Annotated in this window: 20 protein-coding genes; 16 read left to right on the forward strand and 4 right to left on the reverse strand. The window is 72.9% G+C overall.

The window, feature by feature from the left end; translation table 11 throughout:
- Positions 1–365: 365 nt before the first annotated feature.
- Together ACHZ99_RS30245 and groL are read left to right on the forward strand one after the other, a co-directional pair.
- Positions 366–569: a cold shock domain-containing protein gene (locus ACHZ99_RS30245; protein WP_027756133.1), complete on the forward strand. Its 204-nt coding sequence runs from the start codon at positions 366–368 to the stop codon at positions 567–569.
- Between the two features lie 338 nt (positions 570–907).
- Positions 908–2,530: a chaperonin GroEL gene (gene groL, locus ACHZ99_RS30250; protein ID WP_420308004.1), complete on the forward strand. Its 1,623-nt coding sequence runs from the start codon at positions 908–910 to the stop codon at positions 2,528–2,530.
- Positions 2,531–2,919: 389 nt separating this feature from the next.
- On the opposite strand, the gene murQ is transcribed toward groL, so the two are convergent.
- Together murQ and ACHZ99_RS30260 are read right to left on the reverse strand one after the other, a co-directional pair.
- Entirely contained in the window at positions 2,920–3,855 is a 936-nt protein-coding gene (gene murQ / locus ACHZ99_RS30255) for an N-acetylmuramic acid 6-phosphate etherase (RefSeq protein ID WP_420308005.1), read from the reverse strand.
- 498 nt (positions 3,856–4,353) lie between these two features.
- A complete protein-coding gene (locus ACHZ99_RS30260) occupies positions 4,354–5,292 on the reverse strand; it encodes a MurR/RpiR family transcriptional regulator (protein WP_420308006.1) in 939 nt (312 codons plus the stop codon).
- 118 nt (positions 5,293–5,410) lie between these two features.
- On the opposite strand from ACHZ99_RS30260, the gene ACHZ99_RS30265 reads away from it, so the two are divergent.
- The 4 genes from ACHZ99_RS30265 (at position 5,411) to ACHZ99_RS30280 (ending at position 10,670) form a co-directional block, all read left to right on the forward strand.
- Positions 5,411–5,791: a hypothetical protein gene (locus ACHZ99_RS30265; RefSeq protein ID WP_420308007.1), complete on the forward strand. Its 381-nt coding sequence runs from the start codon at positions 5,411–5,413 to the stop codon at positions 5,789–5,791.
- The gene (locus ACHZ99_RS30270) at positions 5,788–6,126 is read left to right on the forward strand and encodes a DUF4031 domain-containing protein (protein WP_420308008.1); all 339 of its coding nucleotides are present in this window, start codon (positions 5,788–5,790) and stop codon (positions 6,124–6,126) included. Before ACHZ99_RS30265 ends, ACHZ99_RS30270 begins: the two co-directional genes overlap by 4 nt.
- A 122-nt stretch (positions 6,127–6,248) precedes the next feature.
- Entirely contained in the window at positions 6,249–7,520 is a 1,272-nt protein-coding gene (locus tag ACHZ99_RS30275) for a Cmx/CmrA family chloramphenicol efflux MFS transporter (protein ID WP_420308009.1), read from the forward strand.
- A 57-nt stretch (positions 7,521–7,577) separates the two neighbouring features.
- On the forward strand, positions 7,578–10,670 hold the full coding sequence (locus ACHZ99_RS30280; protein WP_420308035.1) for an NACHT domain-containing protein: 3,093 nt from the start codon (positions 7,578–7,580) through the stop codon (positions 10,668–10,670).
- 16 nt (positions 10,671–10,686) lie between these two features.
- Here ACHZ99_RS30280 and ACHZ99_RS30285 read toward each other — a convergent pair whose 3' ends face one another.
- Positions 10,687–11,394 (reverse strand): hypothetical protein, encoded by a 708-nt coding sequence (locus ACHZ99_RS30285; RefSeq protein WP_420308010.1) that lies wholly within the window; start codon positions 11,392–11,394, stop codon positions 10,687–10,689.
- A 27-nt stretch (positions 11,395–11,421) separates the two neighbouring features.
- On the opposite strand from ACHZ99_RS30285, the gene ACHZ99_RS30290 reads away from it, so the two are divergent.
- Complete coding sequence (locus ACHZ99_RS30290) at positions 11,422–12,120, forward strand: copper homeostasis protein CutC (protein ID WP_420308011.1); 699 nt, start codon at positions 11,422–11,424, stop codon at positions 12,118–12,120.
- Positions 12,121–12,726: 606 nt separating this feature from the next.
- Entirely contained in the window at positions 12,727–13,830 is a 1,104-nt protein-coding gene (locus tag ACHZ99_RS30295) for a hypothetical protein (RefSeq protein ID WP_420308012.1), read from the forward strand.
- 280 nt (positions 13,831–14,110) lie between these two features.
- On the opposite strand, the gene ACHZ99_RS30300 is transcribed toward ACHZ99_RS30295, so the two are convergent.
- Positions 14,111–15,130, reverse strand: coding sequence for a LacI family DNA-binding transcriptional regulator (locus tag ACHZ99_RS30300; protein ID WP_420308013.1), 1,020 nt, complete (start codon positions 15,128–15,130; stop codon positions 14,111–14,113).
- Positions 15,131–15,449: 319 nt separating this feature from the next.
- Here ACHZ99_RS30300 and ACHZ99_RS30305 point away from each other — a divergent pair, with 319 nt between their 5' ends.
- From ACHZ99_RS30305 to ACHZ99_RS30340, 8 genes are all read left to right on the forward strand, one after another.
- On the forward strand, positions 15,450–16,553 hold the full coding sequence (locus ACHZ99_RS30305; RefSeq protein WP_420308014.1) for a glycoside hydrolase family 172 protein: 1,104 nt from the start codon (positions 15,450–15,452) through the stop codon (positions 16,551–16,553).
- A gap of 123 nt (positions 16,554–16,676) precedes the next feature.
- Positions 16,677–18,053 (forward strand): ABC transporter substrate-binding protein, encoded by a 1,377-nt coding sequence (locus tag ACHZ99_RS30310; protein WP_420308015.1) that lies wholly within the window; start codon positions 16,677–16,679, stop codon positions 18,051–18,053.
- A complete protein-coding gene (locus tag ACHZ99_RS30315; protein WP_420308016.1) occupies positions 18,050–19,015 on the forward strand; it encodes a carbohydrate ABC transporter permease in 966 nt (321 codons plus the stop codon). Before ACHZ99_RS30310 ends, ACHZ99_RS30315 begins: the two co-directional genes overlap by 4 nt.
- Complete coding sequence (locus ACHZ99_RS30320; protein WP_420308017.1) at positions 19,005–19,883, forward strand: carbohydrate ABC transporter permease; 879 nt, start codon at positions 19,005–19,007, stop codon at positions 19,881–19,883. Before ACHZ99_RS30315 ends, ACHZ99_RS30320 begins: the two co-directional genes overlap by 11 nt.
- Positions 19,884–19,965: 82 nt before the next feature.
- Positions 19,966–21,384 (forward strand): L-fucose/L-arabinose isomerase family protein, encoded by a 1,419-nt coding sequence (locus tag ACHZ99_RS30325; protein WP_420308018.1) that lies wholly within the window; start codon positions 19,966–19,968, stop codon positions 21,382–21,384.
- Positions 21,385–21,496: 112 nt separating this feature from the next.
- Positions 21,497–22,981, forward strand: coding sequence for an FGGY-family carbohydrate kinase (locus tag ACHZ99_RS30330; RefSeq protein WP_420308019.1), 1,485 nt, complete (start codon positions 21,497–21,499; stop codon positions 22,979–22,981).
- A gap of 151 nt (positions 22,982–23,132) precedes the next feature.
- Positions 23,133–23,780, forward strand: coding sequence for a hypothetical protein (locus tag ACHZ99_RS30335; RefSeq protein WP_420308020.1), 648 nt, complete (start codon positions 23,133–23,135; stop codon positions 23,778–23,780).
- Positions 23,762–24,754, forward strand: a complete 993-nt coding sequence (locus ACHZ99_RS30340) for a hypothetical protein (RefSeq protein ID WP_420308021.1) — start codon at positions 23,762–23,764, stop codon at positions 24,752–24,754. Before ACHZ99_RS30335 ends, ACHZ99_RS30340 begins: the two co-directional genes overlap by 19 nt.
- The last annotated feature ends 21 nt before the right edge of the window (positions 24,755–24,775 follow it).

Genomic DNA, 24,775 nt, shown 5'->3' on the forward strand with positions numbered 1-24,775 from the left:
CCGGAGTGGGGCCGTTCGCATGTCCGTGCACGCGATAGGGTGAGGGGGTTCCCCCCTCGTGGTCCTTGCTCCATGTATATGAGAACGCGACAAGTTCCGGGTAATTGCGGAGAGTTATTTGTCGTGATGGTCAGTTATGCCCTGCCCGAGTTGTCGTTGAATGCCGGGTATTGATCGGAAAAATACCGATCAGGTGTCCGCAGAATTCTCGTCCGATTGACCTGTTGCACTGGGCATCTGTGCGGATACATTCAGCCGCGGTCGACGCGTTCCGGCGCACGCCCCGGCGTGCATCCGGGGGTGAGGTCTGACCCGGGTCCGCGGAGTGCGGTCCTGTGTAAGGGCCAGCAATAGGGGAGTTTGGAATGGCTCAGGGCACCGTCAAGTGGTTCAACGCGGAGAAGGGGTACGGCTTCATCGCGGTCGACGGTGGTGCGGATGTCTTCGTCCACTACAGCGCGATTCAGATGGACGGGTACCGCACCCTCGAGGAAGGCCAGCGGGTCGAGTTCGAGATCTCGCAGGGCCAGAAGGGGCCGCAGGCAGACATGGTCCGCGTCAACGGCTGAGCGCCGGGCATCGACCACGTACGACTTGCGATGGGCCCGCACCCCCGCCGGGGGTGCGGGCTCTCTGCTGTACGGCCGCCGCCCCGCCGCCCGGTGCCGCCGCCCGGTTCCGCTCTGCGCGTGAGAAGCCCCGAGAAGCCCGTACCCGCTTGCACTCGCAGGGGGCGAGTGCTAATCATTGGCGTTAGCACTCTCCCCGTGAGAGTGACAGCACGGGACCGGTTCGGTGAGGTCCGTACGCCGGGTGGGAGGGAACCACGCGGGTCGCGGACCGTCCGTCGCGGGCGCCAGCGCGGTCCGGACACAGACCACCCCCCTGTCCGGGAGGACTCAACACAATGGCCAAGACCATCGCGTTCGACGAGGAGGCGCGGCGCGGCCTTGAGCGCGGCATGAACCAGCTCGCCGACGCCGTCCGCGTCACCCTGGGCCCCAAGGGCCGGAACGTCGTCCTTGAGAAGAAGTGGGGCGCCCCCACGATCACGAACGACGGTGTCTCCATCGCCAAGGAGATCGAGCTCGAGGACCCGTACGAGAAGATCGGCGCCGAGCTGGTCAAGGAGGTCGCGAAGAAGACGGACGACGTCGCCGGTGACGGCACGACGACCGCGACCGTCCTGGCCCAGGCGCTCGTCAAGGAGGGCCTGCGCAACGTGGCCGCCGGCGCCAACCCGATGGCGCTGAAGCGCGGCATCGAGAAGGCCACCGAGGCCGTCTCCGCCGCCCTGCTGGAGCAGGCCAAGGACGTGGAGACCAAGGAGCAGATCGCCTCCACCGCCTCCATCTCGGCCGCCGACACCCAGATCGGCGAGCTGATCGCCGAGGCCATGGACAAGGTCGGCAAGGAAGGCGTCATCACCGTCGAGGAGTCGCAGACCTTCGGTCTTGAGCTGGAGCTCACCGAGGGCATGCGCTTCGACAAGGGCTACATCTCCGCCTACTTCGCCACCGACATGGAGCGCATGGAGGCGGAGCTGGAGGACCCGTACATCCTCATCGCGAACTCCAAGATCAGCGCGGTCAAGGACCTGCTGCCGCTCCTGGAGAAGGTCATGCAGTCGGGCAAGCCGCTGCTGATCATCGCCGAGGATGTCGAGGGCGAGGCCCTGTCCACCCTCGTGGTGAACAAGATCCGCGGCACCTTCAAGTCCGTCGCCGTCAAGGCCCCGGGCTTCGGCGACCGCCGCAAGGCCATGCTCGGCGACATCGCCATCCTCACCGGTGGCCAGGTCATCTCCGAGGAGGTCGGCCTCAAGCTGGAGAACGCCGGTCTCGACCTGCTCGGCCGCGCCCGCAAGGTCGTCATCACCAAGGACGAGACCACCATCGTCGACGGCTCCGGCGACAGCGAGCAGGTCCAGGGCCGGGTCAACCAGATCCGCGCCGAGATCGACGCCAGCGACTCCGACTACGACCGCGAGAAGCTCCAGGAGCGGCTCGCCAAGCTGGCCGGCGGCGTGGCCGTCATCAAGGCCGGCGCGGCGACCGAGGTCGAGCTGAAGGAGCGCAAGCACCGCATCGAGGACGCCGTGCGCAACGCGAAGGCGGCCGTCGAGGAGGGCATCGTCGCCGGCGGCGGCGTGGCCCTGCTGCAGGCCGGTCACGTCTTCGAGAAGCTGGAGCTGGAGGGCGACGAGTCCACCGGCGCCGCCGCGGTGAAGCTGGCCCTGGAGGCCCCGCTGAAGCAGATCGCGGTCAACGCCGGCCTGGAGGGCGGCGTCGTGGTGGAGAAGGTGCGCAACCTGACCCCGGGCCACGGCCTGAACGCCGGCAGCGGCGAGTACGTCGACATGATCGCCGAAGGCATCATCGACCCGGCGAAGGTGACCCGCTCCGCGCTGCAGAACGCGGCGTCGATCGCGGGCCTGTTCCTCACCACCGAGGCCGTCGTCGCCGACAAGCCGGAGAAGGAGAAGGCCGCGGCCGGGGGCGGTATGCCCGGCGGCGACATGGACTTCTGATCCGGGCCGTCCGCGGACGGAACGACGAACCGAGGGCGGTACCCCGAAGGGGTGCCGCCCTCGGGCGTACGGAGCGGCCGCCAACCGGCGCCAGCCGCCCGGCCCAGGCGGGCGCACCCGGCTCAGAACAGCCTGGTCCACCCCGGCGCAAGCCGCCCGGCCCAGGCCGGCGCACGCAGCTCAGAACAGCCCGACCCAGCCCGGCGCAAGCCGCCCGGCCAGCCCGGTGCACCCGGCCCAGAACAGCCCGGCCCCACCCGGTCCAGCCCAGCCCAGCCCCGGCCGCCGCATGTCCCCCGCCCGGCCCCGGCCTCCGGGGCCAGGCCCACCCGGGCCGGGCCGCCGCAACCCGCTCCGCCCCGCCCTGCCCCGCCTCGAACCGGGTGGCGTCAGCTCACGTCGGTGGCGGACTTCAGCGCCACCCGCAGATGCCCCTGCGAGGCGTCGAGAAGGCGCTCCGCCGTGCTGCCGTCGACGCCGCCGAGGATGGTGAGGATCGCGCTCTTCACCTCCCCGTCGGTCTCCGCGAGGGCGGCCTCCACCTCCTCCTCGCCCGCGCCTGTCGCCAGCGCCACGATGCGCCGCGAACGCGCCTTGAGCTTCTCGTTGGAGGCGCGCACGTCGACCATCAGGTTTCCGTACGTCTTGCCCAGCCGGATCATCGTGATCGTCGAGAGCATGTTGAGCACGAGCTTCTGCGCCGTGCCCGCCTTCAGCCGCGTCGAGCCCGCGATCAGCTCCGGGCCGACGACGACCTCGATGCCGTGGTGCGCGGCGGCGGACAGCGCGGAACCGGCGTTGCAGGACAGCCCGATGGTCAGCGCCCCCCGGCCGCGGGCGAACGTCACGCCGCCGACGGCGTACGGCGTGCGGCCGGAGGCGGAGACGCCGACGACCGTGTCGTCGGGGCCGAGCTCCGCCGCCGCCAGGTCGGCGGCGGCCAGCTCCGTGCTGTCCTCCGCGCCCTCCGTGGAGGTGCGGATCGCCTTGTCGCCACCGGCGATCATGCCGACGACCTGCGACGGGTCGGTGTTGAACGTCGGTGGGCACTCGCTGGCGTCCAGCACCCCGAGGCGGCCGGCGGTGCCGGCGCCCAGGTAGAAGAGGCGGCCACCGCGGGCCATCCGTTCGGCGGTGGCGTCGATGGCGGCGGCGATCTGCGGCAGCTGCGTGGCGACCGCGCCCGGCACGCCGCTGTCCTCCTCGTTCATGATTCTGGCGATCTCAAGGCTGGAGAGGCGGTCGATCTCCGCCAGCTCGGGCCGGAACGCTTCGGTGGTCAGGCTTTCCAGCTCCCGGCGGATGTCGGCTGAGGGAGAGGGCATGTCGGGGCGGCTCTTTCCATGCGGTGCGTGGCGCGCGGTGGGCGGTGCGCGCACGCGGAGGTGGGTCGGTCACGGCGGCTTGCGTGGTGCGGTCACCGGCGGTCGGACGCCCGCGCGGACGTCGTCGGGCAGGCCGGAGCGGGGGGTGGTGCGGGGGGTCGTGCACGGGGCGGTGCGGGGGTGGTGCGTGGGCTGTACGTCGTACGTGAGCTGTACGTGCTACGGCGGTGCACCCGGGGTGCCCGGCACCTCGGGCGCGTCCGGCACCTGTCGCGTGCCGGGCGCCGCCGGTCCTTCCGGCGCCCCCGGCGGGTCGGGCGCCCCCGGAGGGACCGCCGTCTCCGCCGTGCTCGCCGCGTCCTCCGTCTCCGCCGCGTCCGCTGCTTCCGCCGTCTCCCCCGTCTCCGCCGCGTCCGCTGTCGCGGGCCGCGCCTGGGCCGGGGGCGGGTCGCCGGTGCATCGGGTGCCGTCGGATGTCGTCGGTGTCGGCGGGCGGCGTCAGGACCGCGGGCGGAGCGGGCTGTGCCGGTGGGCCAGCGCCTCGTACGAGGCGGCGAGCGCCGGGGCGGCCCGTTCGTACGTCCGCTGCGCCACGCCTATGAACAGGCAGTCCACGACCAGCAGTTGCCCTGTCCGGCTGGACATGGCCGCCGGCCGCAGCTCGCTCTCGCGACCCGTGGACGTGGTGAGTATGTGATCGGCGTACGACGCGACGGGGCCGTCCGGGCGGCCGGTGATCGCCACGGTCGTCGCCCCGTGGTCGAACGCCACGCGCAGCGGCTCTATGACGTCGACCGTGCGGCCCGAGTGGGTGATCGCGATGGCCACGTCACCCGCGCGCAGCTGCACGGCGTTGGTCACGGCCAGGTGCGGGTCCGGCGAGGCGTGCGCCACGACGCCGATGCGCAGCAGCTTCTGCACCAGGTCCTGGCCGACGAGGTTGGAGGCGCCGATGCCGTACACGTCGATCCGCCGGGCGGTGGCCATGGCGGCGATGGCCGCCTCCACCTGCACGGGGTCGAGCCCGGCCGCGGTGTCCGCGAGGGCCTGCTGCTCGTCGCGCGCGAGCTTGGCGATGACGTCGGCCATCGAGTCGTCCACCGCTATGTCCGCGGTGACCGACGGCGCCCGCCCGGCCTCCTGCTGCGCCGCCGCGGCGGCGAGGGCGAGCCGGAGGTCGCGGTATCCGGGGTACCCGAGGAGCCGCGCCGTCCGCACCACGGTGGCCTCGGACGTACCGGTGCGCTCCGCGAGGCCGGTGACGGTGAGCGCGGCGCAGCCGGCCGGGTCCCCGGCGACGGCCTCGGCGACGCGCTGCATGGAGCGCGTCATGGACGGCGCGACCGTGCGCACCTTGGCCGCGAGGGCCGCGGGCGCGGGCGGCGCGGGCCCGGTCGGGGTGTCCGGACTGAAAGTTTCCTTCACGCTGTAGCTCACACCCGAAAGATATTTTCGCGGCGGATGTCGCGTCAACCCCCCGCGTGGCGACCTGTGGAAAACCCGGGAGAGGCCGCCGCGGCGCCCCTCGGGCACCCCGCTGCGGGAGAATGGCGGTATGGAGCACGAAGGGCTGGAGCAGGCGCTGCACCGCGCCCGCGCGCTGATCCTCGCCGACCTCACCGCCGGCGACGTGGCCGGGCCGGACGTCGTCACCCTCGTCGAGGACTCGGTGACGCACCGCCGCTGGTGGGTCGAGCAGTGGCCGGAGGGCGCGGCGTACCTCGACGGCCTGGTGGCCCAGGACGTCCAGGACGCGCTGCTGGAGAAGTACGGCAGGTGGCCGCTGTGCCCCGTCTGCCGGGACGCCGACGCCACGGGCCCGCACGCGCTCGACATCGAACCGGAGCTCGGCCCCGAGCCGCGGTGGGTCTGCGGCCGGACCGGCGCGGTGGTGGCGCGGGTGGGAAGCCTGCCGACGGCGGGCGGCGCCGCATGACGGTGTACGTCGACCCGCCGACCTGGCCGGGACACGGACGGATGTGGTCGCACCTGGTCAGCGACGAGTCGTACGAGGAACTGCACGCCTTCGCGGAGGCGATGGGCGTGCCGCGGCGGGCGTTCGACCGGGACCACTACGACATCCCGTCGACGCGGTACGCGGACGCGGTGCGCCGCGGGGCGGTGGAGGTGGGCTCGAAGGAGCTGCTGCGCCGCCTGGTGGCGGGGGGCCTGCGGCGGCCGGGCCGGAGGGCCAGGCGGCCGGAGGGCCGGGCCGGAGCGACCGCGCGGGACGCGGGCGGGAGGCCGGAGGCGGGAGGCCCCGAGACGTAGGACGGACGCGGTCAGGACGTCGGGCACGGACGCCGGGCACGGACCTCGGGCACGGACGCCGGGGCACGGAATATGCACGCCGGGGGAGGACGCCGGAGGTCCGGGTACGTACGCTCGCAGGAATGTCCGTCCGCCGCTCCCGCGTTTCACCCGTCATGTCCCCGACCGCTCCCCGGGCCGGATCCCGCCTCCCCACCTCCGTGTACGTCCTCGGCGTCGCCGTTTTCGCGCTGGGGACGTCGGAGTTCATGCTCTCCGGCCTCCTCCCCGAGATAGCCGACGACCTCGACGTCTCCATCCCCCGCGCCGGGCTCCTCATCTCCGCGTTCGCGGTCGGCATGGTTGTCGGCGCCCCCACCCTCGCCGCCGCCACCCTCCGCCTGCCCCGCCGCACCACGCTCGTCGGCCTGCTCGTCGTCTTCGGTGCCGGTCACGTCGTGGGCGCCGTGTCCACCTCCTACGGCGTCCTCTTCGCCACCCGCGTCGTGAGCGCCCTCGCCTGCGCCGGGTTCTGGGCCGTCGGCGCCGCCGTCGCCATCGCCACCGTCCCGCACGGCGCCCGGGCCCGGGCGATGGCGGTCATGGTCGGCGGGCTCAGCGTCGCGAACGTCGCCGGGGTGCCCGGCGGGGCGCTGCTCGGGCAGCACTTCGGCTGGCGGTCCGCGTTCTGGGCGGTGACGCTGATGACCGCCGTCGCGCTCGTCGGGGTGGTGACGCTCGTACCGCGCGGCGCGCCGGACGCGGCCGCCGGGCCGCCGCGGCTGCGGCAGGAGCTGCGCATCTACCGCGACCCCCAGGTGTGGCTCGCGATGGCCACGATCGCGCTCTTCGCCGGCGCGACCTTCTCCTTCTTCTCCTACCTCGCCCCGCTCCTCACCGACGTCGCCGGCCTCGGCGACGCCTGGGTGCCGACGGTGCTCGCGCTCTTCGGCGCCGGGGCGTTCCTCGGCACGCTCGCCGGCGGCCGGATGGCGGACCGGCACCGGTTCGGCACCATGTACGTGGGGCTGACCGCGACCGCCGCCGTGCTGGTGGCGTGCGCGCTGCTCGCCGCGTACCCGGTGGCGATCGTGACCCTCTCCGTCCTGCTCGGCGCCACCGCCTTCACCACCGCGCCCGCCCTGAACGCCCGGATCTTCGACGTCGCCGGCGCCGCCCAGGGCCTCGCCGGGGCCACGGCCACGTCCTCGTTCAACATCGGCAACACGGTGGGCCCCTGGCTCGGCGGGCTCGTCATCAGCGCCGGCCTCGGGTACGCGGCCACCGCGTGGACCGGCGCCGTGCTGGCGGCGGGCGCGGTGGCGGTGACGGCGGTCGCGGGGCGGTCGGCGGCGCGGCGTACGCGGGTCGTGGCACGCGGCGAGCCCGAGGGTGCGGTGAAAGCGACGGGCTAGGCACGGACTGTCACCGCCGTGTGGTTACCTGCTGTGCAGGGACTGGGAGGGGTGCACATGCTCGCGGAGTCGGCGGCGTTGCGGCTGGGGACGCTCGTGGCGAAGGCCGCCGGTCAGCTGTGGCTGCGCGGCAGGCAGCGCGACCAGGAGCGGCAGCTGTCGATGGAGGAGCTGGTGCGTGTACGCGTCCCGGGCGTGCGCCTCCAGCGCGAGGTCCGGCAGCAGTTCGAGCAGATCACCAACGCGGTCTACGACCGCCTGGACCCGTTCCTCACCCGCGCGTTCCAACGGCTGGAGCCGGGAGCCCGGCAGGCCGTCGTCGACGCCGTGGCCGACACGTTCACGCGCGCGGACCTCTCCGACGACGCGCTTCTCGCCGCCGACGCCCAGCCCGCCGAGCTGGTCCGCCGCATCACCGGCTCCGTGCGCGGACCGGTCGGCCTCGGCGAGGCGGAGACGCGGCTGTACGAGATGCTCTTCGCCGAGTGCGTCGCGTACTACGTCAGCATCGTGCGCAGCCTGCCCGTCTTCGAGGAGCGTGCGGCGGCCGAGCTGCTGGCGCGTACGGCCACGCTGGGCAGCGAGGTCGCGCGGATCCTGGAACGCCTGCCGGACCGCTCGCTGTTCGCGCCGGAGGGCTCGGACCTCGACACCGACTTCCGGCGCACGTACCTGAAGCTGGTCAGCCGGGACCTCGACGAGGTCGAGCTGTTCCGCGGCACGTCCGACCAGTCGGCCCCGCACCGCGTCCGGCTGTCCGTCGCGTACGTCAGCCTCCGCACGACCGGCGACGCCGCCGCCCGCCGCGGCCCCCGCCGGGGCGTGCCGCGGCTCAGGCCCGACATGAGCAACTGGGAGGACGGCGGGCAGGAAGCCTCCGGCATGCGCGTCGAGGCCGCGCTGAGCGGCGCGAACCGCGTGCTGCTGCGCGGCGAGGCGGGCTCCGGCAAGACGACGCTGCTGCGCTGGCTGGCGATCACGGCCGCGCGGGGCGGCTTCACGGACGAGCTGGCCGAGTGGAACGGCCTCACGCCGGTCTTCGTCAAGCTGCGCGACTACAGCGGCCGCAAGCCCCCGAACCCGGAGGCGATGCTCGACGGAGTCGCCGGGCCGATCGCGGGAGTCATGCCGCGGGGCTGGGTGGAGCGCCGGTTCGGCGCGGGCGACGTGCTGCTCCTGATCGACGGCGTGGACGAACTCCCCGGCCGGGAGCGCGAGGCGGTGCGCACCTGGCTCCGCAAGCTGCTCGGCCAGTACGAGGGCGTGCGCGTGGTCGTCACCTCCCGCCCGGCGGCGGCGGGCGCGGACTGGTTGCGCCGCGAGGACTTCACCGCCCTGCACCTGGACCGGATGACGCCGCCCGACCTGGCGGCCTTCGTACGGCAGTGGCACCAGGCCGTACGGGAACTGGGCGGTGAACTGCCCTGCGCGGTCGAGGACATCCCGCAGTACGAGCAGTCCCTCCTCACCAGCCTGAAGGACCGCGCGCACCTCCAGTCGCTCGCGAGCACCCCGCTGCTGGCGGCGATGCTCTGCGCGATGCACCTCAACCGCGGCCGCCAACTGCCCCGCGACCGGATGGAGCTGTACCGCAACGCGCTGCACACCCTCGTCCACGACCGGGACGCGGACCGGAACGTGCCGAGTGCGGCGGACAGCAGACTGAGCCTCGGCGACAAGCTGGTCATCCTGAGGGATCTGGCATGGCGGCTGTCGGACAACAACCGGAGCGAGATCGACGTGGACCGGGCGGGCGGGTACGTCGCCGCGAAGCTGCGGGGGATGCGCCACCTGGACGTCCTCGACGGCGGCGAGGTCCTGGGCCAGCTGCGGCAGCGCTCCGGGATCCTCCGGTCGCCCGCCGAGGACCGCGTCGACTTCGTACACCGCACCTTCCAGGAGTATCTGGCGGCGGAGGAGGCCGCGGAGGAGGACCGCATCGGCAACCTGATCGGGCGGGCGCACCTGGACCTGTGGCGAGAGACGATCATCATGGCCGCCGGTCACGCGAACGCGCGCCAGCGGGAGGAGCTGCTGGACGGCATCCTCGACCGCGCGGAGGAGGAGCCCCGGCACGCGCGCACGCTGCGGCTGCTGGCGGCGGCGTGCCAGGAGACGCTGCCGTCGGTGCCGGAGGGGCTGGGGGAGCGGCTCGACGGGGCCGTGACGGCGCTGCTCCCGGCGCGGCGGAAGACGGACCCGCCGGCGCTGGCGGCGGTGGGGCCGACGCTGCTGCGCTGGCTGCCGACATCGCTGGAGGGGCTGACGGAGAAGGCGGCGGCCCAGACGGTGCGGACGGCGGCACTGATCGGGGGTGAGAGAGCCCTCGACATGCTGGAAGGCTTCGTGGGGGACGACCGCGGGGGAGTCGTCAGGGAACTTGTCCGCGCGTGGGACTACTTCGACGCGGACGCCTACGCCGACCGGGTCCTGTGCCGGCTGCCGCTGGCGGGCCGCCTGGTGGACACCAACCACTCCGGCCAGCTGCGCGCGGCGAGCAGACTGGGGGAGCTGACGGGCATCAATGTGAGGCAGCACGTGCCCGGCCTCGACTTCCTGGCCGGCTTCCCGCCTCTCCGGGCGGTACAGGCGCTGTCGCTGGGCGAGGGCGCCGACCTGTCCGTCCTGCGCGGCCACCCCGACATGGAGCTGTTGTCGCTGCACGGTTCCAGATCGGTGCGCGGGGAGTCGGTCCTCCCGGAGCTGACCCGGCTGAAACACCTGGTGTTGCCCCTCTCCGGCGACGTGGACCTGAGCGGGTTGCGGCGCTGCCCCGACCTCAGGAATCTCGCTCTTCGCGAGGTGGGTGACAAGGACCTCGGTTCGGTGACCGCGCTCACCGGCCTGGACTCCATCCTTCTGATCGGAAACGGCCGGTGCACGTTTCGCGGCTTCGACGAGCTGGAGGGACTGACCGGCCTTAAGGATCTGCGGCTCACCGCCGTCGACGGTGACGCCTGGCTCAGGGGGGTCAAGAGCCTCCCACCGTCGCTGACGGAGCTGTATCTGGTGCGCTGCGTCGTGTCGCCCGACCGTGGGACCTTCGCGCGGTTCGGCGGTATCGACGTGGTTCTCGACCACTGCCGTACCTCCGACGGCGCTCCCGTCACCGCTCCGGACGTCCCGGGGGCGCGCGTTCTCGGCCCCTGACCCGGTCCCGCGCCCCCTACCCGCCCAGCAGCTCCAGCTCCGTCCCCACGTTGTGCCGCGCCGCCGCCTCCCACCGCCCGTACCCCGTCTCCGTACGGAACAGCTGCGGCAGCCCCAGCAGTTGCCGCAGGACCGCCGCCCGCCCCTCCCGGAACGCGTCGTCCGGTACGAAGCCGTACTCCTCCCGTACGGCCGCCGCATACGCCGCGTACTCCGCCGGCGTACCCGCGAGCACCGCCAGGTCCGCGTCGCACAGCACCTCGCCGTTGCGGTCCCCGGCGCGCGGGTCGTGGCCCACCGTGAGCCGTACCAGCCGCGCCACCTCCGCAACCCGCGCGTCGCCCACCCCCGCCTCCGCGAGGGCGACTTGCGCGAGACGCGCACTGCGCTCCTCGTTCTCGCTGCGATCCGGCCGGTAGACGGCGTCGTGGAACCAGGCGGCGAGGCGCACCGCATCGGGGTCGTCGGCGTGGTCGGCGAGTTCGTCGACGCGGTCGAGGACGGCCTTCAGGTGGGCCCCGGTGTGGTAGTGCCGCTGCGGCTCACCCCACCTTTCCAGCAGGTTCTTGCCGTACGGTACGGGGTCGGGCGGCTGGGCACCGGTCTGGCAGCGGGCGAGGAGGGTGGTCCAGCGGGCGAGGAGCGCGGGCGGCGGCGGGTCCGCGCCCGGCCCGGCGGGGCGGCCGGAGGGTGACTTGTCTGCGGGGGCTGGCATGGTCACCATTCTGCGCGATATGGCAGGCTGTGCTTCATGTCTAGACCAATGCTGCTTGAGGTCATCGCCCTGAACGCCGCCGACGCCGCCGCCGCGGAGTCGGGCGGCGCCGACCGTCTGGAGTTGGTCACGGACATGGCGGCCGACGGGCTCACCCCGTCGCGCGCGACGGTCGCCGCCGTACGGGCCGCGGTGGACATCCCCGTACGGGTCATGCTCCGCGCCGAGGACGGCTTCGCGGCGGGGGACGTGGCGGCGCTCGCCGCGCGGGCGCGGGAGCTGCGGGCGGAGGGGGCGGAGGAGTTCGTCCTCGGGTTCCTGGACGAGGCGGGCGGGCCGGACCTGGCGGCGGTGTGGCGGCTGCTGGAGGCGGTGGGGGACGGCTGCCGGTGGACGTTCCACCGGGCGATCGACCGGGCGGCGGACCGGGACACGCTGCGCAAGCAGCTCGCGGGGCTGCCGGGGCTGGACACGTACCTCACGGCGGGCTCCGCGAACGGCGTCGCCGACGGCCTCGGGGCGCTCGTCGCCGAGGCTGCCCGCGCGACCGCCGGCGAGCCCGGCTACGAGCCCCGCATCATGGCCGGCGGCGGCCTGACCACGGCCCACGTCCCCCGCCTGCGCGCGGCGGGCCTGGACGCCTTCCACGTCGGCGGCGCGGTCCGCCCGGAGGGGTGGGCGGGGCCGGTGTCGCCGGAGTCGGTGGCGGAGTGGCGCACGCTGCTGGACACCTGACCGCGGTGGGTTTCGCGGCCTGAGTGCGCGCGCTCACGGGCCGCACCCCCCGTCCGCGTACCTAACCGGCATGGAACTCCGGGTGAACTCTTCTGGCCCGGCGCGCCACTCTTGAGCGCTGCATCGCGTGGAGTACCGGGAAGAACCCCCGCTCGATCTGCGGAAACCGCCACCGGGCGCACGCCCCGCCCCCGTCCGGACGGCGAAAGCCTCCCTGGAGGGCATGCCGGTCACGTACGTAGAGTTTCCCGTCCCCCCACCCGAGAACGGTCGTGTCGACGTGTTCGTGTGAGTGGAATCGAGGGGGAGCGTCCGTATGCGGACAGTGTTCTGAAGCCGACGCCGATGCCCTGGCGCGGGCAGGCGAGCGGCGCCGCACGCCGGGGACCACGTACGACCAGGCTGCCCGCAGGCCACGGGCCGCTCGCCAGGCCACGGAAGAAGACGAGGACACGCATGCCACCGCGCGCATCGGCGGTTCCCCCGGGGACCCGGCTGCTCCACATAGGACCCCACAAAACCGGCACCACGGCCGTGCAGGGGGCGTTCCACCAGGCACGCGACCGGCTCCACGCACACGGGGTCCACTACGCTGGCAAGCAGCGGATGCCCGGACACGCCGTGGGCTCCAGGCTCGGCCTCAGCCTCGCCAAGGGCGAGGCGCCCCCGGACATCGCCCACTGGCGGGAACTCCGCGACGAGGTGACCGCCGCCGGCGACCAGCGGGTCGTCGTCAGCTGCGAGTTCTTCGCCAACGCCGACCCGGACGCGCTGGGCGAGGTCGTCGAGGAGCTGGGCGGAGACGCGGTCCACGTCGTCGTGACGCTGCGGCCCCTGGTGCGGATCCTGCCGTCCCAGTGGCAGGAGTACGTCCAGAACGGGCTCCGCTCCGGCTACGAGGAGTGGCTGGACGACATCCTCCGCAAGCGGGCCGACGACGGAACGCCCACCGCGTTCTGGCGCCGGCACCGCCACGACGCCCTCGTCGAGCGGTGGGCCGCGGCGGTCGGCCCGGACCGCGTCACGGTCGTCGTGGTGGACGAGACCGAGCCCCTGGCCCTGCTGCGGACGTTCGAAGAGCTGACGGGGCTGCCGGAGGGTGTCCTCCGGCCCGACAGCCACGTCAACCCGTCGCTGACCCTGGGCGAGGCCGAAATGCTCCGGCGGCTCAACGAGGCCACCCACGAGCGCGGCTGGCCCGACCACCGGTACGTCGAGGTGATACGGCACGGCGTACGGTTCGAACTGCGCAAGCCACGCCGGCGCGAGGCCGGCGAGCCCCGGGCCGCCACACCGGAGTGGGCCGTGGACGAGGCGGTCGCCCTCGCGGAGGAGATGACCGGCCGGATCGCCGGCCTCGGCGTCCGGATCGTCGGCGACCCCGCCCGGCTCACCCGCCGGCCCACCGCGCAACCGGCCCCCGCGGGCCCGCCGATGGTGCACGCCGACGTTGCGGCGCGGGCCGTGCTGGCCGCCGTACAGAAGAGCGCACCCAAGCGCGGGAAGAAGGCCCAGGCGGCGAATACGGTCCCGGCGGCGAAGGAGTCCGCGGCGGCGAAGAAGCCGCCCGCGGCGGGGCCGCGGCGGCCGGCGTCGGCCGAGGACCGTCCGGTCCGTGAGGTCAGCCCCGCGACGCTGGTCCGCATCCTCCGCCGGCGCGGACTGCGCCGCCTGCGCCGATTGCCGCGCGGCCGGGGGACCCGGGGCTGACCGGGCCGACCCGAGTCCTTCCGGGCCCGGAGGCGTACCACGGGCCCGGACTCCGCCGGCCGTAACCGCCGGCTGTCAGCGGGGCGGCCTACCCTGGGGCGGGTGTGCGGGGGACGGGGGACGGGGGACGGGGCCTTGCTTCCGGCGCACCGGCCCCGGAGCATCGCCGTAGGTCCCGCCCACCTCAGCACGTCCCGGCCGGTCCCAGCGCGTCCCGGACCGTCCCAAGCACGCCCCGGGCCCCGCGCCCCCGGGCCCGCTCTACGCCCCCGGACCCGCCCTACGCCCCCGCCCCCGGGCCCGACGTCGACTCCCGCACTTGCAGCGCCGTCCGCAGCACCACCGTCTGCAACGGCCGCTCCGTCCCCGCGATCCGCTCCTGCAACAGCCCCGCCGCCGTCCACCCCAGGTCGTACGACGGCAGCTGCACCGTCGACAGCGGCGGGCGGACCAGCGACGCCCACGGGACGTCGCCGAACGACAGGACCCCCGTCCGCGGCGGCTCCTGGCCCGCCTCCCGCAGCGCCTCCAGCGCGCCCACCGTCATCAGGTTGTTCGCCACGAACACCGCGTCCGGCGGTTCCGGCAGCGCCAGCAGCTCCGTCATCGCCGCCCGGCCGCCCTCGACGCGGAAGTCGCCGTGCCGTACGTACTCCGGCCGCAGATCGCCTCCGTCCGTCTCCCGCAGGTGGTCCCGCAGCACCGCGCGGTAGCCCGCGAGCCGGTCGTCGGAGGTGGACGCGCCCTCCGGGCCCGCGATGCACGCGATCCGGTGGTAGCCGCTGCGCAGCAGGTGGGCCGTGGCCTCTTCGCCGCCGTGCTGGTTGTCGACCATCACCGCGTCCACGGACGCGCCCCGCGGGCGCCGGTCCACCGCGACCACCGGCATTCCGCGGCCCTCCAGCACCGACAGGTCGGTCCGGTTCCGGGACGCCGCGGCGACGATCACGCCGGCCATCTGCTCGGCGGCCGCTATCTCCAGGTAGCGCCGCTCCTTGTCCACGTCCTCGTCGCTGTTGCACAGCACCACCGACAGGTTGGTCTGCTGGGCGGCGTCCTCCACGCCCCGGGCGAGCGACGTGAAGAAGGGGTTCTCGATGTCCGGGATGATCAGCCCGATGACGCTGGCCCGCTGCATCCGCAGCGACCGCGCCACGCGGTTCGGCGAGAAGCCCAGCTCGGCCGCGGTCTTGCGGACGCGGTCGGCGCGCTCGGCGGTGACCCGCCCGCCGTTGAAGACCCGGGAGACGGTGGCCGGCGAGACCCCCGCGGCGCGGGCCACATCGTTGATGGTCGTCACTTCTCCGCTCCTGAACCTCTCACGCAGGCGCGGGAGTCGACCGCGCGTCGGGTGCCCTGCCCGCCCATTCTCCGCCAGGTTCGGCCTCCGGTCGGGCGCGGGAGCGGGGTGGCGCGAACGGTGTTCTCCACGGTCTCGTACGGACCTCTTGACACCGTCTGGCGTGAACTCTACGTTCGCGTGAAATGGATTTCAAGAGACTTCCGGCGGGGTCGTCTCACACCCCCGGGAGGTTGCCCAACTGCCCTGCGCTCAGGCGTCCGCACTTGGGATGACCCGTCGCCGACCCCGCAGGAAAACGATTTCACACGGAGAGTCCATGAGCACCACGTTCGGCCTGGATGACCTCGCCCGTACGACCCCCGCCGTCACCCGCTCCCTCAGCGCCGAGAACCCCACCGGCGCCAAGGGCGCCGGCGGCGCCGCCACCGAGGGCACCGGCGCCCGGGCCGCCTCCCGGCTCGGCCGGGGCTGGAAGGTCTCCCCGAGCATCGACATCCCCGCCGGCGAGACCGCCGTCCTCGGCGAGATCGACGGGCCGGGCACCCTCCGCCACCTCTGGTGCACCACCGCCCCGCACGCCGCCTGGCGCCAGACCCTCCTGCGCGTCTACTGGGACGGCGAGCAGACGCCCGCCGTCGAGGTCCCCCTCGGCGACTTCTTCTGCAACGGCTGGAGCGTCTTCAGCCAGGTCTCCTCCGTGCCCGTCGCCGTCAACCCCAACGGCGGCCTCAACGCCTACTGGCCCATGCCCTTCCGCCGCCACGCCCGCGTCACGCTGGAGAACCTCGCCCCGGAACAGATGACGCTCTACTACCAGATCGACTACGAACTCGCCGACGTCCCCGCCGACGCCGCCTACTTCCACGCCCAGTGGCGCCGCAGCAACCCCGTCGACGAGTCCGGCATCCACACCCTCCTCGACGGCGTCACCGGTGCCGGCCAGTACGTCGGCACGTACCTCGCCTGGGGCACCAACAGTCCCGGCTGGTGGGGCGAGGGCGAGCTGAAGTTCTTCCTCGACGGCGACGAGGAGTGGCCCACCATCTGCGGCACCGGCACCGAGGACTACGTCGGCGGCGCCTGGAACTTCGACGTCAAACCGCACGGCTACACCGCCTACACCACGCCCTACCTGGGCCTGAACCAGATCCTCCGGCCCGACGGCCTCTACGCCAGCCAGCAGCGCTTCGGCATGTACCGCTGGCACGTCCTCGACCCCGTCCGCTTCCAGGAAGACCTCCGCGTCACCGTGCAGTGCCTCGGCATCGGCGCCGGCCAGGGCAACGGCCTGAAGCACCGCTACCGCAAGAACCGCGACGACATCGCCTCGACCTCCCTGTTCTACCTGGACACCCCGTCGAGCGCAGCCCTCCCGGCGACCCCCGGCCTGCTGGACCTGGAAGTCGACGCCCCCGACTGAGCCCCGGCCGCCCGCCCCGTCCCCGCCCCCCCCACGAGCCCGTACGGGCCCCTCCTCGCACCCCCACGCACCCACGCACGCACTCACGCACTCACGCACCCATCCGACAGACAGGGGCACGACATGCTCCACCACGGCAACGGCGCCGTCCCCGCCCGCGGCGCCCCGTCCCGCCGCCGCTTCCTCGGCGGCACGGCCGGCGCCGCCGCGGCCGCCGCGACCGCCGCCACCCCGCTGCTCACCGGCTGCGCCGGCGCCGCGAACGCCGACGGCGGCCCCCTTACGTTCTGGCACTTCTACGACCCGGACGCCTCCGACCCCGCGATGGTCGCCCAGTCGAAGTGGTTCGACCGGCTCATCAAGGACTGGAACGCCACCCACGACGTCAAGATCGAACCGTTCTTCGTCCCCGGCGTCAGCTACCAGGGCGCGAAGATGGTCACCGCCTTCGCCTCCGGCGCCGGCCCCGACATCTTCCTCCTGAGCCCCGGCGACTTCACCCGCTACTACAACGGCGGCATCCTCGCCGACCTCACCCCGCACCTCGACGACGGCGTCGTCGAGGACTACGGCACCAGCCTCACCAGCCGCACCGTCGACGGCAAGGTCTACGCGCTCCCCATGGAGATCGAGCCGCTCGCGATGTTCTACAACGTCCCCGTCTGGGAGAAGGCCGGTCTCTCCGAGGCCGACATCCCTACCACCTGGGACCAGCTCCTCGACGCCGGCGACAAGATCCGCTCCCGGACCGGCGCCGCCGGCCTCGTCTTCCACACCGACCCCGGCTACTACCAGAACTTCACCTGGTACTGCTGGATGTGGCAGGGCGGCGGCGAGGTCGTCGACAAGGCGGGCAACGTCGTCTTCGACTCGCGGGGCGCCCGCCAGGCCCTCGCGCTCTGGCAGGACGCCGTGGAGTCCGGCGTCGCGCCCCGCACGCTCCCCGCCGCCGACGACCGCATCACCGCCTTCACCACGAACCTCGCCGGCATGTGGCAGATCGGCATCTGGGAGGTCCAGGCGTTCAAGGCCGGCGCCCCCGAGCACGAGTACGGGGTCTTCAAGCTCCCCGTACCGCCCGGCGGCGACTACACCACCACCCTCGGCGGCTGGTCGTTCTGCGCCAGCACCCAGGGCGCCAACCCCGACGCCGCCGCCGAGTTCTGCGGCTGGGCGCTCGGCGGGATGTCCGACGCGTCGATCAACCGCAGCGTCGAGTGGTGCACGGGCGTGAAGTCCGACATCTCCCCCCGGGCCACCGCCCTGAAGCGCGCCACCGCGCAGGGCGGCTACGACTCCTGGGCGATGAAGAAGTTCAAGGAGGAGATCTTCCCCGGCGGCCGCGCCGAGCCGCGCTACCCGCCGATCGTCTACAAGGCGATCTCCGACGCCATCCAGGCCACGATGCTCGCCGGCAAGGGCGTGGCGAGCGAGGCCGACCGCGCCGCCCAGACCATCGACGCCTACATGAAGAGCTACCAGGGGGCGAGCCTCATATGACGAGCATCGCCACACGGCACGCGCGCGCCCCCGGCGCCGCCGCGAAGCGCACCGCCGCCCCCGCCGGCCGCCGCCGGCTCGGCCGTAAGGGCAGGGAGCGGCTGGCCGCGGCGCTGTTCCTGCTGCCCGACGGCCTGGGCCTGGGGATCTTCGTGGTCCTGCCGATGCTGCTGTCGTTCGTGCTGAGCTTCTTCCAGGTGTCGGGCTTCGGCTCGTACGAGTGGATAGGCGTCGGCAACTACGAGCGCATGTTCAACGACCCGTACTTCTGGGACTCCATGTGGATCACCGGGAAGTACGTCGTCATCCTCGTGCCGAGCCTCTTCGTGGTCAGCCTCGGCCTGGGCGTGCTGATGAAGCAGATGCTCCCCGGCATGGCGGTCTACCGCACCGCGCTGTTCCTGCCCCACATGCTGAGCCTGGTCGTCGTCGGCCTGCTGTGGAAGTTCATGCTCGACGACCAGACCGGCGTGGTGAACAAGGCCACCGACCAGGTCGGCCTGGGGTCCCGCTCCTGGCTGGGCGAGCCCGGTCTCGCGCTGTACGCGGTGATCGCGGTCACGATCTGGTATTACATGGGCTATTACATGATCATCTTCCTGGCGGGTCTCAACGAGATCCCCCGGGAGCTGTACGAGGCCGCGAAGATCGACGGCGCCGGGCCCTGGACCTCGTTCCGGCAGATCACCTGGCCGCTGCTCAAGCCCACCAGCTTCTTCGTCCTCATCGTCAGCACGGTCGCCGCCATCACCGGCACCTTCGACCTGATCTTCGTGCTGACCGACGGCGGTCCCGCCAACGGCACCGCCGTGGCGATGTTCTACATCTACCAGCAGGCGTTCGTCTTCGGCGAGTACGGCTACGCCGCGGCCCTGGGCTCCTTCCTCGTCCTCGTGATGGTCGCCCTGTCCTGGCTGATCTTCAAGGCGACCAAGGGCGGGAGGTTCGACGATGAGCACTGACACCCTGGCCGGCGGCACCCCCGCCGCCCCGACCCGCCCCACCCCGCTGCGCGGCCCCGGCCGCCGCCGCGGCCGCGCCGGGCTCACGGTGCTGGCCATCGTGCTGTCGGTGCTGAGCGTCTTCCCCGTCCTGTGGCTGATCACCTCGGCGGTCAAGCCGCGCGGCAGCGTCACCGACGGCAAGCTGGTCCCCGAGGACGTCACCTGGGACAACTTCCGCTACGTCCTCACCGAGGTGGCCTTCGACCGCTGGCTGTGGAACAGCTTCCTCACCGCCGCGGTCATCACGGTCGGCGCGCTGTTCTTCCACTCGATGGCCGCCTACGCCCTCGCCCGGCTGCGCTTCCCCGGCCGCGACGGCATCTTCGTCGTCATCTTCTCCACCCTGCTGATCACCCCGCCGGTGATCCTCATCCCGCTGTTCATCGTCGTCCGCCAGCTCGGGATGCTCGACAGCTACGCGGCCCTGATCATCCCGCCGCTCTTCAACGCCTTCGGCATCTTCCTGCTGCGGCAGTTCTACCTCGGCATCCCCCGCGAGCTGGAGGAGGCGGCGATCGCCGACGGCGCCGGCTACTGGCGGATCTACTGGAGCATCATCCTGCCGCTGTCCCGGCCCATCCTCGCCGCGCTGTCGGTGTTCTTCTTCCTCGCCAACTGGAACGCCTTCGCCTGGCCGCTGGTCGCCACCAGCAGCGAGGACCTGACGGTCACCCAGGTCGGCATCGCGTCCTTCACCACCCAGTACGGCTCGAACTGGAACTACATCCTCGCCGCCGCCGTGGTCGCCGTGATCCCCATGCTGATGCTCTTCCTCTTCTTCCAGCGCCAGATGGTCGAGTCCATCAAGACCTCCGGCCTCAAGTAACGCGCCCCGCCCCGCCACCCCGTACGCGCAGCGCGGCAACCGCCGCCGGCGCCGCAACCGCAAGCAATTGGAGGCCAGCCACATGGCACGCATCGGTCTGCTGTCCCTCTCCGACGGCCGGGACTACGTCCAGCGGGACGTACGCGACCACGTCTCCCGCGCCGCCCGCGAGCTGGCGGCCATGCTCGGCGCCGCCGGGCACGAGGTGATCGTCGCGCCCGAGCACGTGGAGTCCAACGTCCTGGCCACCTCGCAGGCCCGCTGGCTCGCCGAGCGGCACGTGGACGTGACGATCTTCCACCACTCGGTGTGGACGTTCCCGCACTTCACCATGCTGGCGGCCGAGTCCACGTCCGGGCCGATCCTGATGGTCGCCAACCTCGACCCGCAGTACCCCGGCATGGTCGGCCTCCTCGCCGGCGCCGGCGGCCTGGACCAGATCGGCCGCACCCACGCCCGCGCCTGGGGCGACCTCGCCGACCCCGCGGTACGGGGCCGGATCCTCACCCACGTCCGCGCGGGCGCCGCCGTCCAGCGGCTGCGCGGCTCCACCTTCGGCCGGATCGGCGGCCGGCCCATGGGCATGTACACCGCCACCGCCAACACCGACCAGTGGATGAAGGTCTTCGGCGTCGACGTCGAGGAGATCGACCAGTGGGAGATCGTCCGGCGCAGCGAGAACGCCGATCCCGCGCGCGTGAAGAACGCCCGCGACTGGATCGAGCGGCACGCCGCCGCCGTCCGCTACGACGGCGACCGCCTCACCCCCGAGCTGCTGGAGCGGCAGATCCGCGCCTACTACGCGATGCGCGAGCTGATCGAGGAGTGGAACCTCGACTTCTCCGGCATCAAGGGGCAGCCGGAGCTGACCGCGAACTTCTGCACGATGGACGTCGCCGAGGCGTTCCTCAACGACCCGTACGACTGGGAGGGCCCCAAGGACACCCACGTCACCTCCACCGAGGCGGACATGGACGCGGCGCTGACGATGCAGCTGCTCAAGCTGCTCTCCGGCGACCCCGTGCTCTTCGCCGACGTGCGGCATTACCACGCCGACAGGCAGGTCTGGGACCTGTGCAACTCCGGCCAGCACGCCACCTGGTACGCCGCCCGCTCCGCCGACCCCGCGGAGAACATGCGGCACGTCAGCCTCCTGCCGGAGGTCTTCTACTTCCCGGCCGGCGGCGCGTCCGTGCAGCACCTCGCCGCGCCGGGCGCGATGACCTTCGCGCGGCTGACGCGGCAGCGCGGCGCGTACCGGATGCACGTGATGCGCGGAGAGCTGGAGCAGTACGACGCGGAGACCAACGAGCGCATGATGCGGGCCTCCACCTGGGAGTGGCCGCACGCCTTCGCGCGGCTGAACCCGACGGCGGAGGAGTTCCTGACCCGCTTCGGCAGCAACCACATCCACGCCGTCCCCGGCGACTACGTCGCCGACCTCCGCGCGGTCTGCGCACAACTGGACATCACGTACGACGGCTTCGGCGACGCGGCGTAGCCGCGGGCAGGAAGGTGGAGAAGCAGACCCCCGGCACGGCGGCGGCCACCGACGCCGGCGCCGGGGACATCCACGCCCCGTGCGACATGAGCGGAAAGGCCCCCTGACACCCATGGGACTCCTCCTCGGCATCGACATCGGCACCTCCTCGTCCAAGGGCGTGCTCGTCCGCGACGACGGCACCCTCGTCGCCCAGGCCGTACGCGCCCACGCCACCGCGTCCCCGCGGCCGGGCTGGGCCGAGCACGATGCCGAGGAGGTGTGGTGGGCCGACTTCACCGCCCTCGCCGCCGAACTCACGGCGACCGCCCCCGAGCCCGTCGGCGCCGTCGGCGTCAGCGGCATCGGCCCCTGCCTCCTGCCCGTGGACGCGGCCGGCGCGCCGCTGCGCCCCGCCATCCTCTACGGCGTCGACACCCGCGCCGGCGCCGAGATCGAGGCACAGACCGCCCGCTACGGCGCCGAGGCCGTGCTCGCGCAGTGCGGTTCGCCGCTGACCAGTCAGGCCGTGGGCCCCAAGCTGGAGTGGCTGCGCCGGCACGAGCCGGAGGTCTACGCCCGCACCCGCCGCTGGTACATGGCCAGTTCGCTGCTCGCGCACCGGCTCACCGGCGCGTACGTCCTCGACCACCACTCCGCCAGCCAGTGCACGCCCCTGTACGACCTGCGCGAACGGCGCTGGATCGCGGACCGCTGCGAGGAGATCGCCCCCGGCCTGGACTGGCCGGAACTCGTCTGGCCCGCGGACGTCGTCGGCGAGGTCACCGCGGCGGCGGCGCGGGAGACCGGGCTGCCCGCGGGCATCCCCGTGGTGGCCGGCACGGTGGACGCCTGGGCGGAGTCCACGGCGGTCGGCGCCACCGGCGCCGGGGACCTGATGCTGATGTACGGCACGACGATGTTCCTGGTCAACGTGGTCGAACAGCCGGTGTCCAGCCCGAAGCTGTGGGGCACGGCCGGCGCCTTCGCCGGCACGTACTGCCTCGCCGCCGGCATGGCCACCTCCGGCGCCGTCACCGCCTGGCTGCGCGACCTCACCGGCTCCGACTACGCCACCCTCGCCGCCGCGGCCGCCCGCGTCCCGCCGGGCGCCGAGGGGCTGCTGATGCTCCCGTACTTCGCCGGCGAACGCACCCCGCTCTTCGACCCCGACGCCCGCGGCCTTGTCCACGGCCTCACCCTCCGCCACACCCGCGGCCACCTCTACCGCGCCGCCCTGGAGGCCACCGCGTACGGCGTGCGCCACAACCTCGCCGCGATGACCGAGGCCGGCGGCGACCCGGCCCGCCTCGTCGCGGTCGGCGGCGGCGCCCGCGAGCTGTGGACCCGTATCGTCTCCGACGTCACCGGCCGGGCCCAGCAGATCCCCCGCCACCTCGTCGGCGCCGCGTACGGTGACGCGTTCCTTGCCGCCGTCGGCGCCGGCAGGGCGGCCCCGCCGGACATCGCCGCCTGGAACCCGGTCGAGTCGACGGTCACCCCCGACCCCGCCGCCGCCCCCGTCTACGAGGAGCTCTACGCCTACTACCTGGACCTCTACCCGGCCACCAGGACCGTCGCCCACGCCCTCGCCGCCCGCCAGCACGCGGACGCCTGAACGACCCGGGAGGCCGGTCCGTATCACCGGCCTGTGACGGCATGGTTGCTTTCCCGCCATCGAAGAAGCATCCTCCCGTCGCTAGTCTCGTTGAGGCACGACGGGGGCAGGTGGCTCCCCTCCCACACGTGACGGAGGGAATGACCGCACGATGAGAGCACGTAGGGCAGGAACGGCGGCCGCCGCCGCGGCGGCCGCGGCCGCGCTGCTGCTGACCGGTTGCGGCGGTGACGACGGGGGCTCGTCCGGCGACGAGATCGAGGGCGCGCAGCCGGGCAGCGCGGAGCCGTCCGCCGAGCCGTCCCCGGACGGGCCCGGCGCGCCGGAGTTCGACCTCCCGGCGGACGTGGAGGTCGAGGTCTCCGAGGACGCCACGGGCGACGGGAAGAAGGACGCGATCCTGCGGGACCACGGCTATGCGCTGATGGCCCAGCAGGAGGCGTACGCCGCGACCGAGGCCACCGAGAACTTCGAGCGGTACTGGGCGGGCGAGGCCGCCGCCACGTTCGAGGCCGACTTCGCCGAGTACCGCAAGGACGGCGTCACCATCACCGGGCTCGACACCTTCTACTTCCGCGAGGTCACCTCGCTGACGGGCGGCCGCGCCGTCGTCGCGTACTGCGAGGACCAGAGCAAGGCGTACCTGAAGGACGCCGAGAGCGGGAAGGTCGACAAGACCCCCGTCACGCTGAACTCCTACATCGACGCACGCGCCACGATGGAGAAGAGCGGCGACGGCTGGAAGGTCGTGGACTACCAGGCAACCAGGGGGAGCAAGGAATGTCGCGACGAAGCCTGACGGCACACCGTACCCGCGCCACCGCCACCGCCGCGGCGCTGGCCTGCGGGCTGCTGCTCGCCTCCGCCGGCACGGCGGCGGCCGACCGCGGCACGGGCACCACCGACACGGGCGGCGACACCGGCAACGGCGACATCGGGTCCAGCGTGGAGTACGTGTACCACAGCCCGGGCGGCGGACAGCCGATGACCAGCTCCAGCGGCGACTGGTCACCACCGGTGTGCTGGTTCGAGCCCCGCTACACCAACAAGGAGCTCTACGAGCACAACGAAGACCTGGAGGACAAGGGCCCGCTGGAGGGCATCGACCACGACACCGCGGACAACCGGGAGGAGGAGACCGACGCCCACAAGGGCCGCGACGGCATGTGGTGGGAGCGCACCCCGGTGATGTCGCCGCGCTCCTGCGAGATCGGCGAACTGTGGATCTGGGTGGACACCGGCGACCCCGACCCGCCCGCCGACGCCGTCGACCCGGAGATCCTCGCGGGCCTGGCGTACGACCGGACCAAGCTCCCGGCGCCCCCGGTCGACCTGAAGCCGAACGAGGACCGCAACGTGGTCAACCTCCCCACGAAGATCGAGTTCAGCGAGCCGCTGGACCGCGTCTGGACGACCGCCAGCCTCGTCAACGAGCAGGCCGGCGTCGACATCGCGGCCACCACCGTCGCCGAACCGGTCTCGCTGCGCATCGACGCGGGCACGGAGTACGCGGAGCCGGACTCCTGCACGTACGACCTGGTGCCGGGGGACGGCGGCTACCGGGTCGACAGCGAGGGCTCCGGCTGCAACATCACGTACCGCAAGTCCTCGGGCGACGGGACGTACCCGCTGGAGGCGCAGATCGTGTGGGACGTCACATGGAACCCCACGGCGAGCCCGGACGGGGAGCCGCAGAACGGCGACCTGCCGGACGGGCTGTCGGTGTGGGAGCAGGACGTGACGGTGAAGGAGATCCAGACGGTCGTCCGCTGACGGCCGCCGGCGGCGCGCGGT

Origin of the sequence: Streptomyces sp. MAR4 CNX-425 (assembly GCF_048656465.1) — a bacterium.
In the GTDB taxonomy this organism is placed as follows: Bacteria; Actinomycetota; Actinomycetes; order Streptomycetales; family Streptomycetaceae; genus Streptomyces.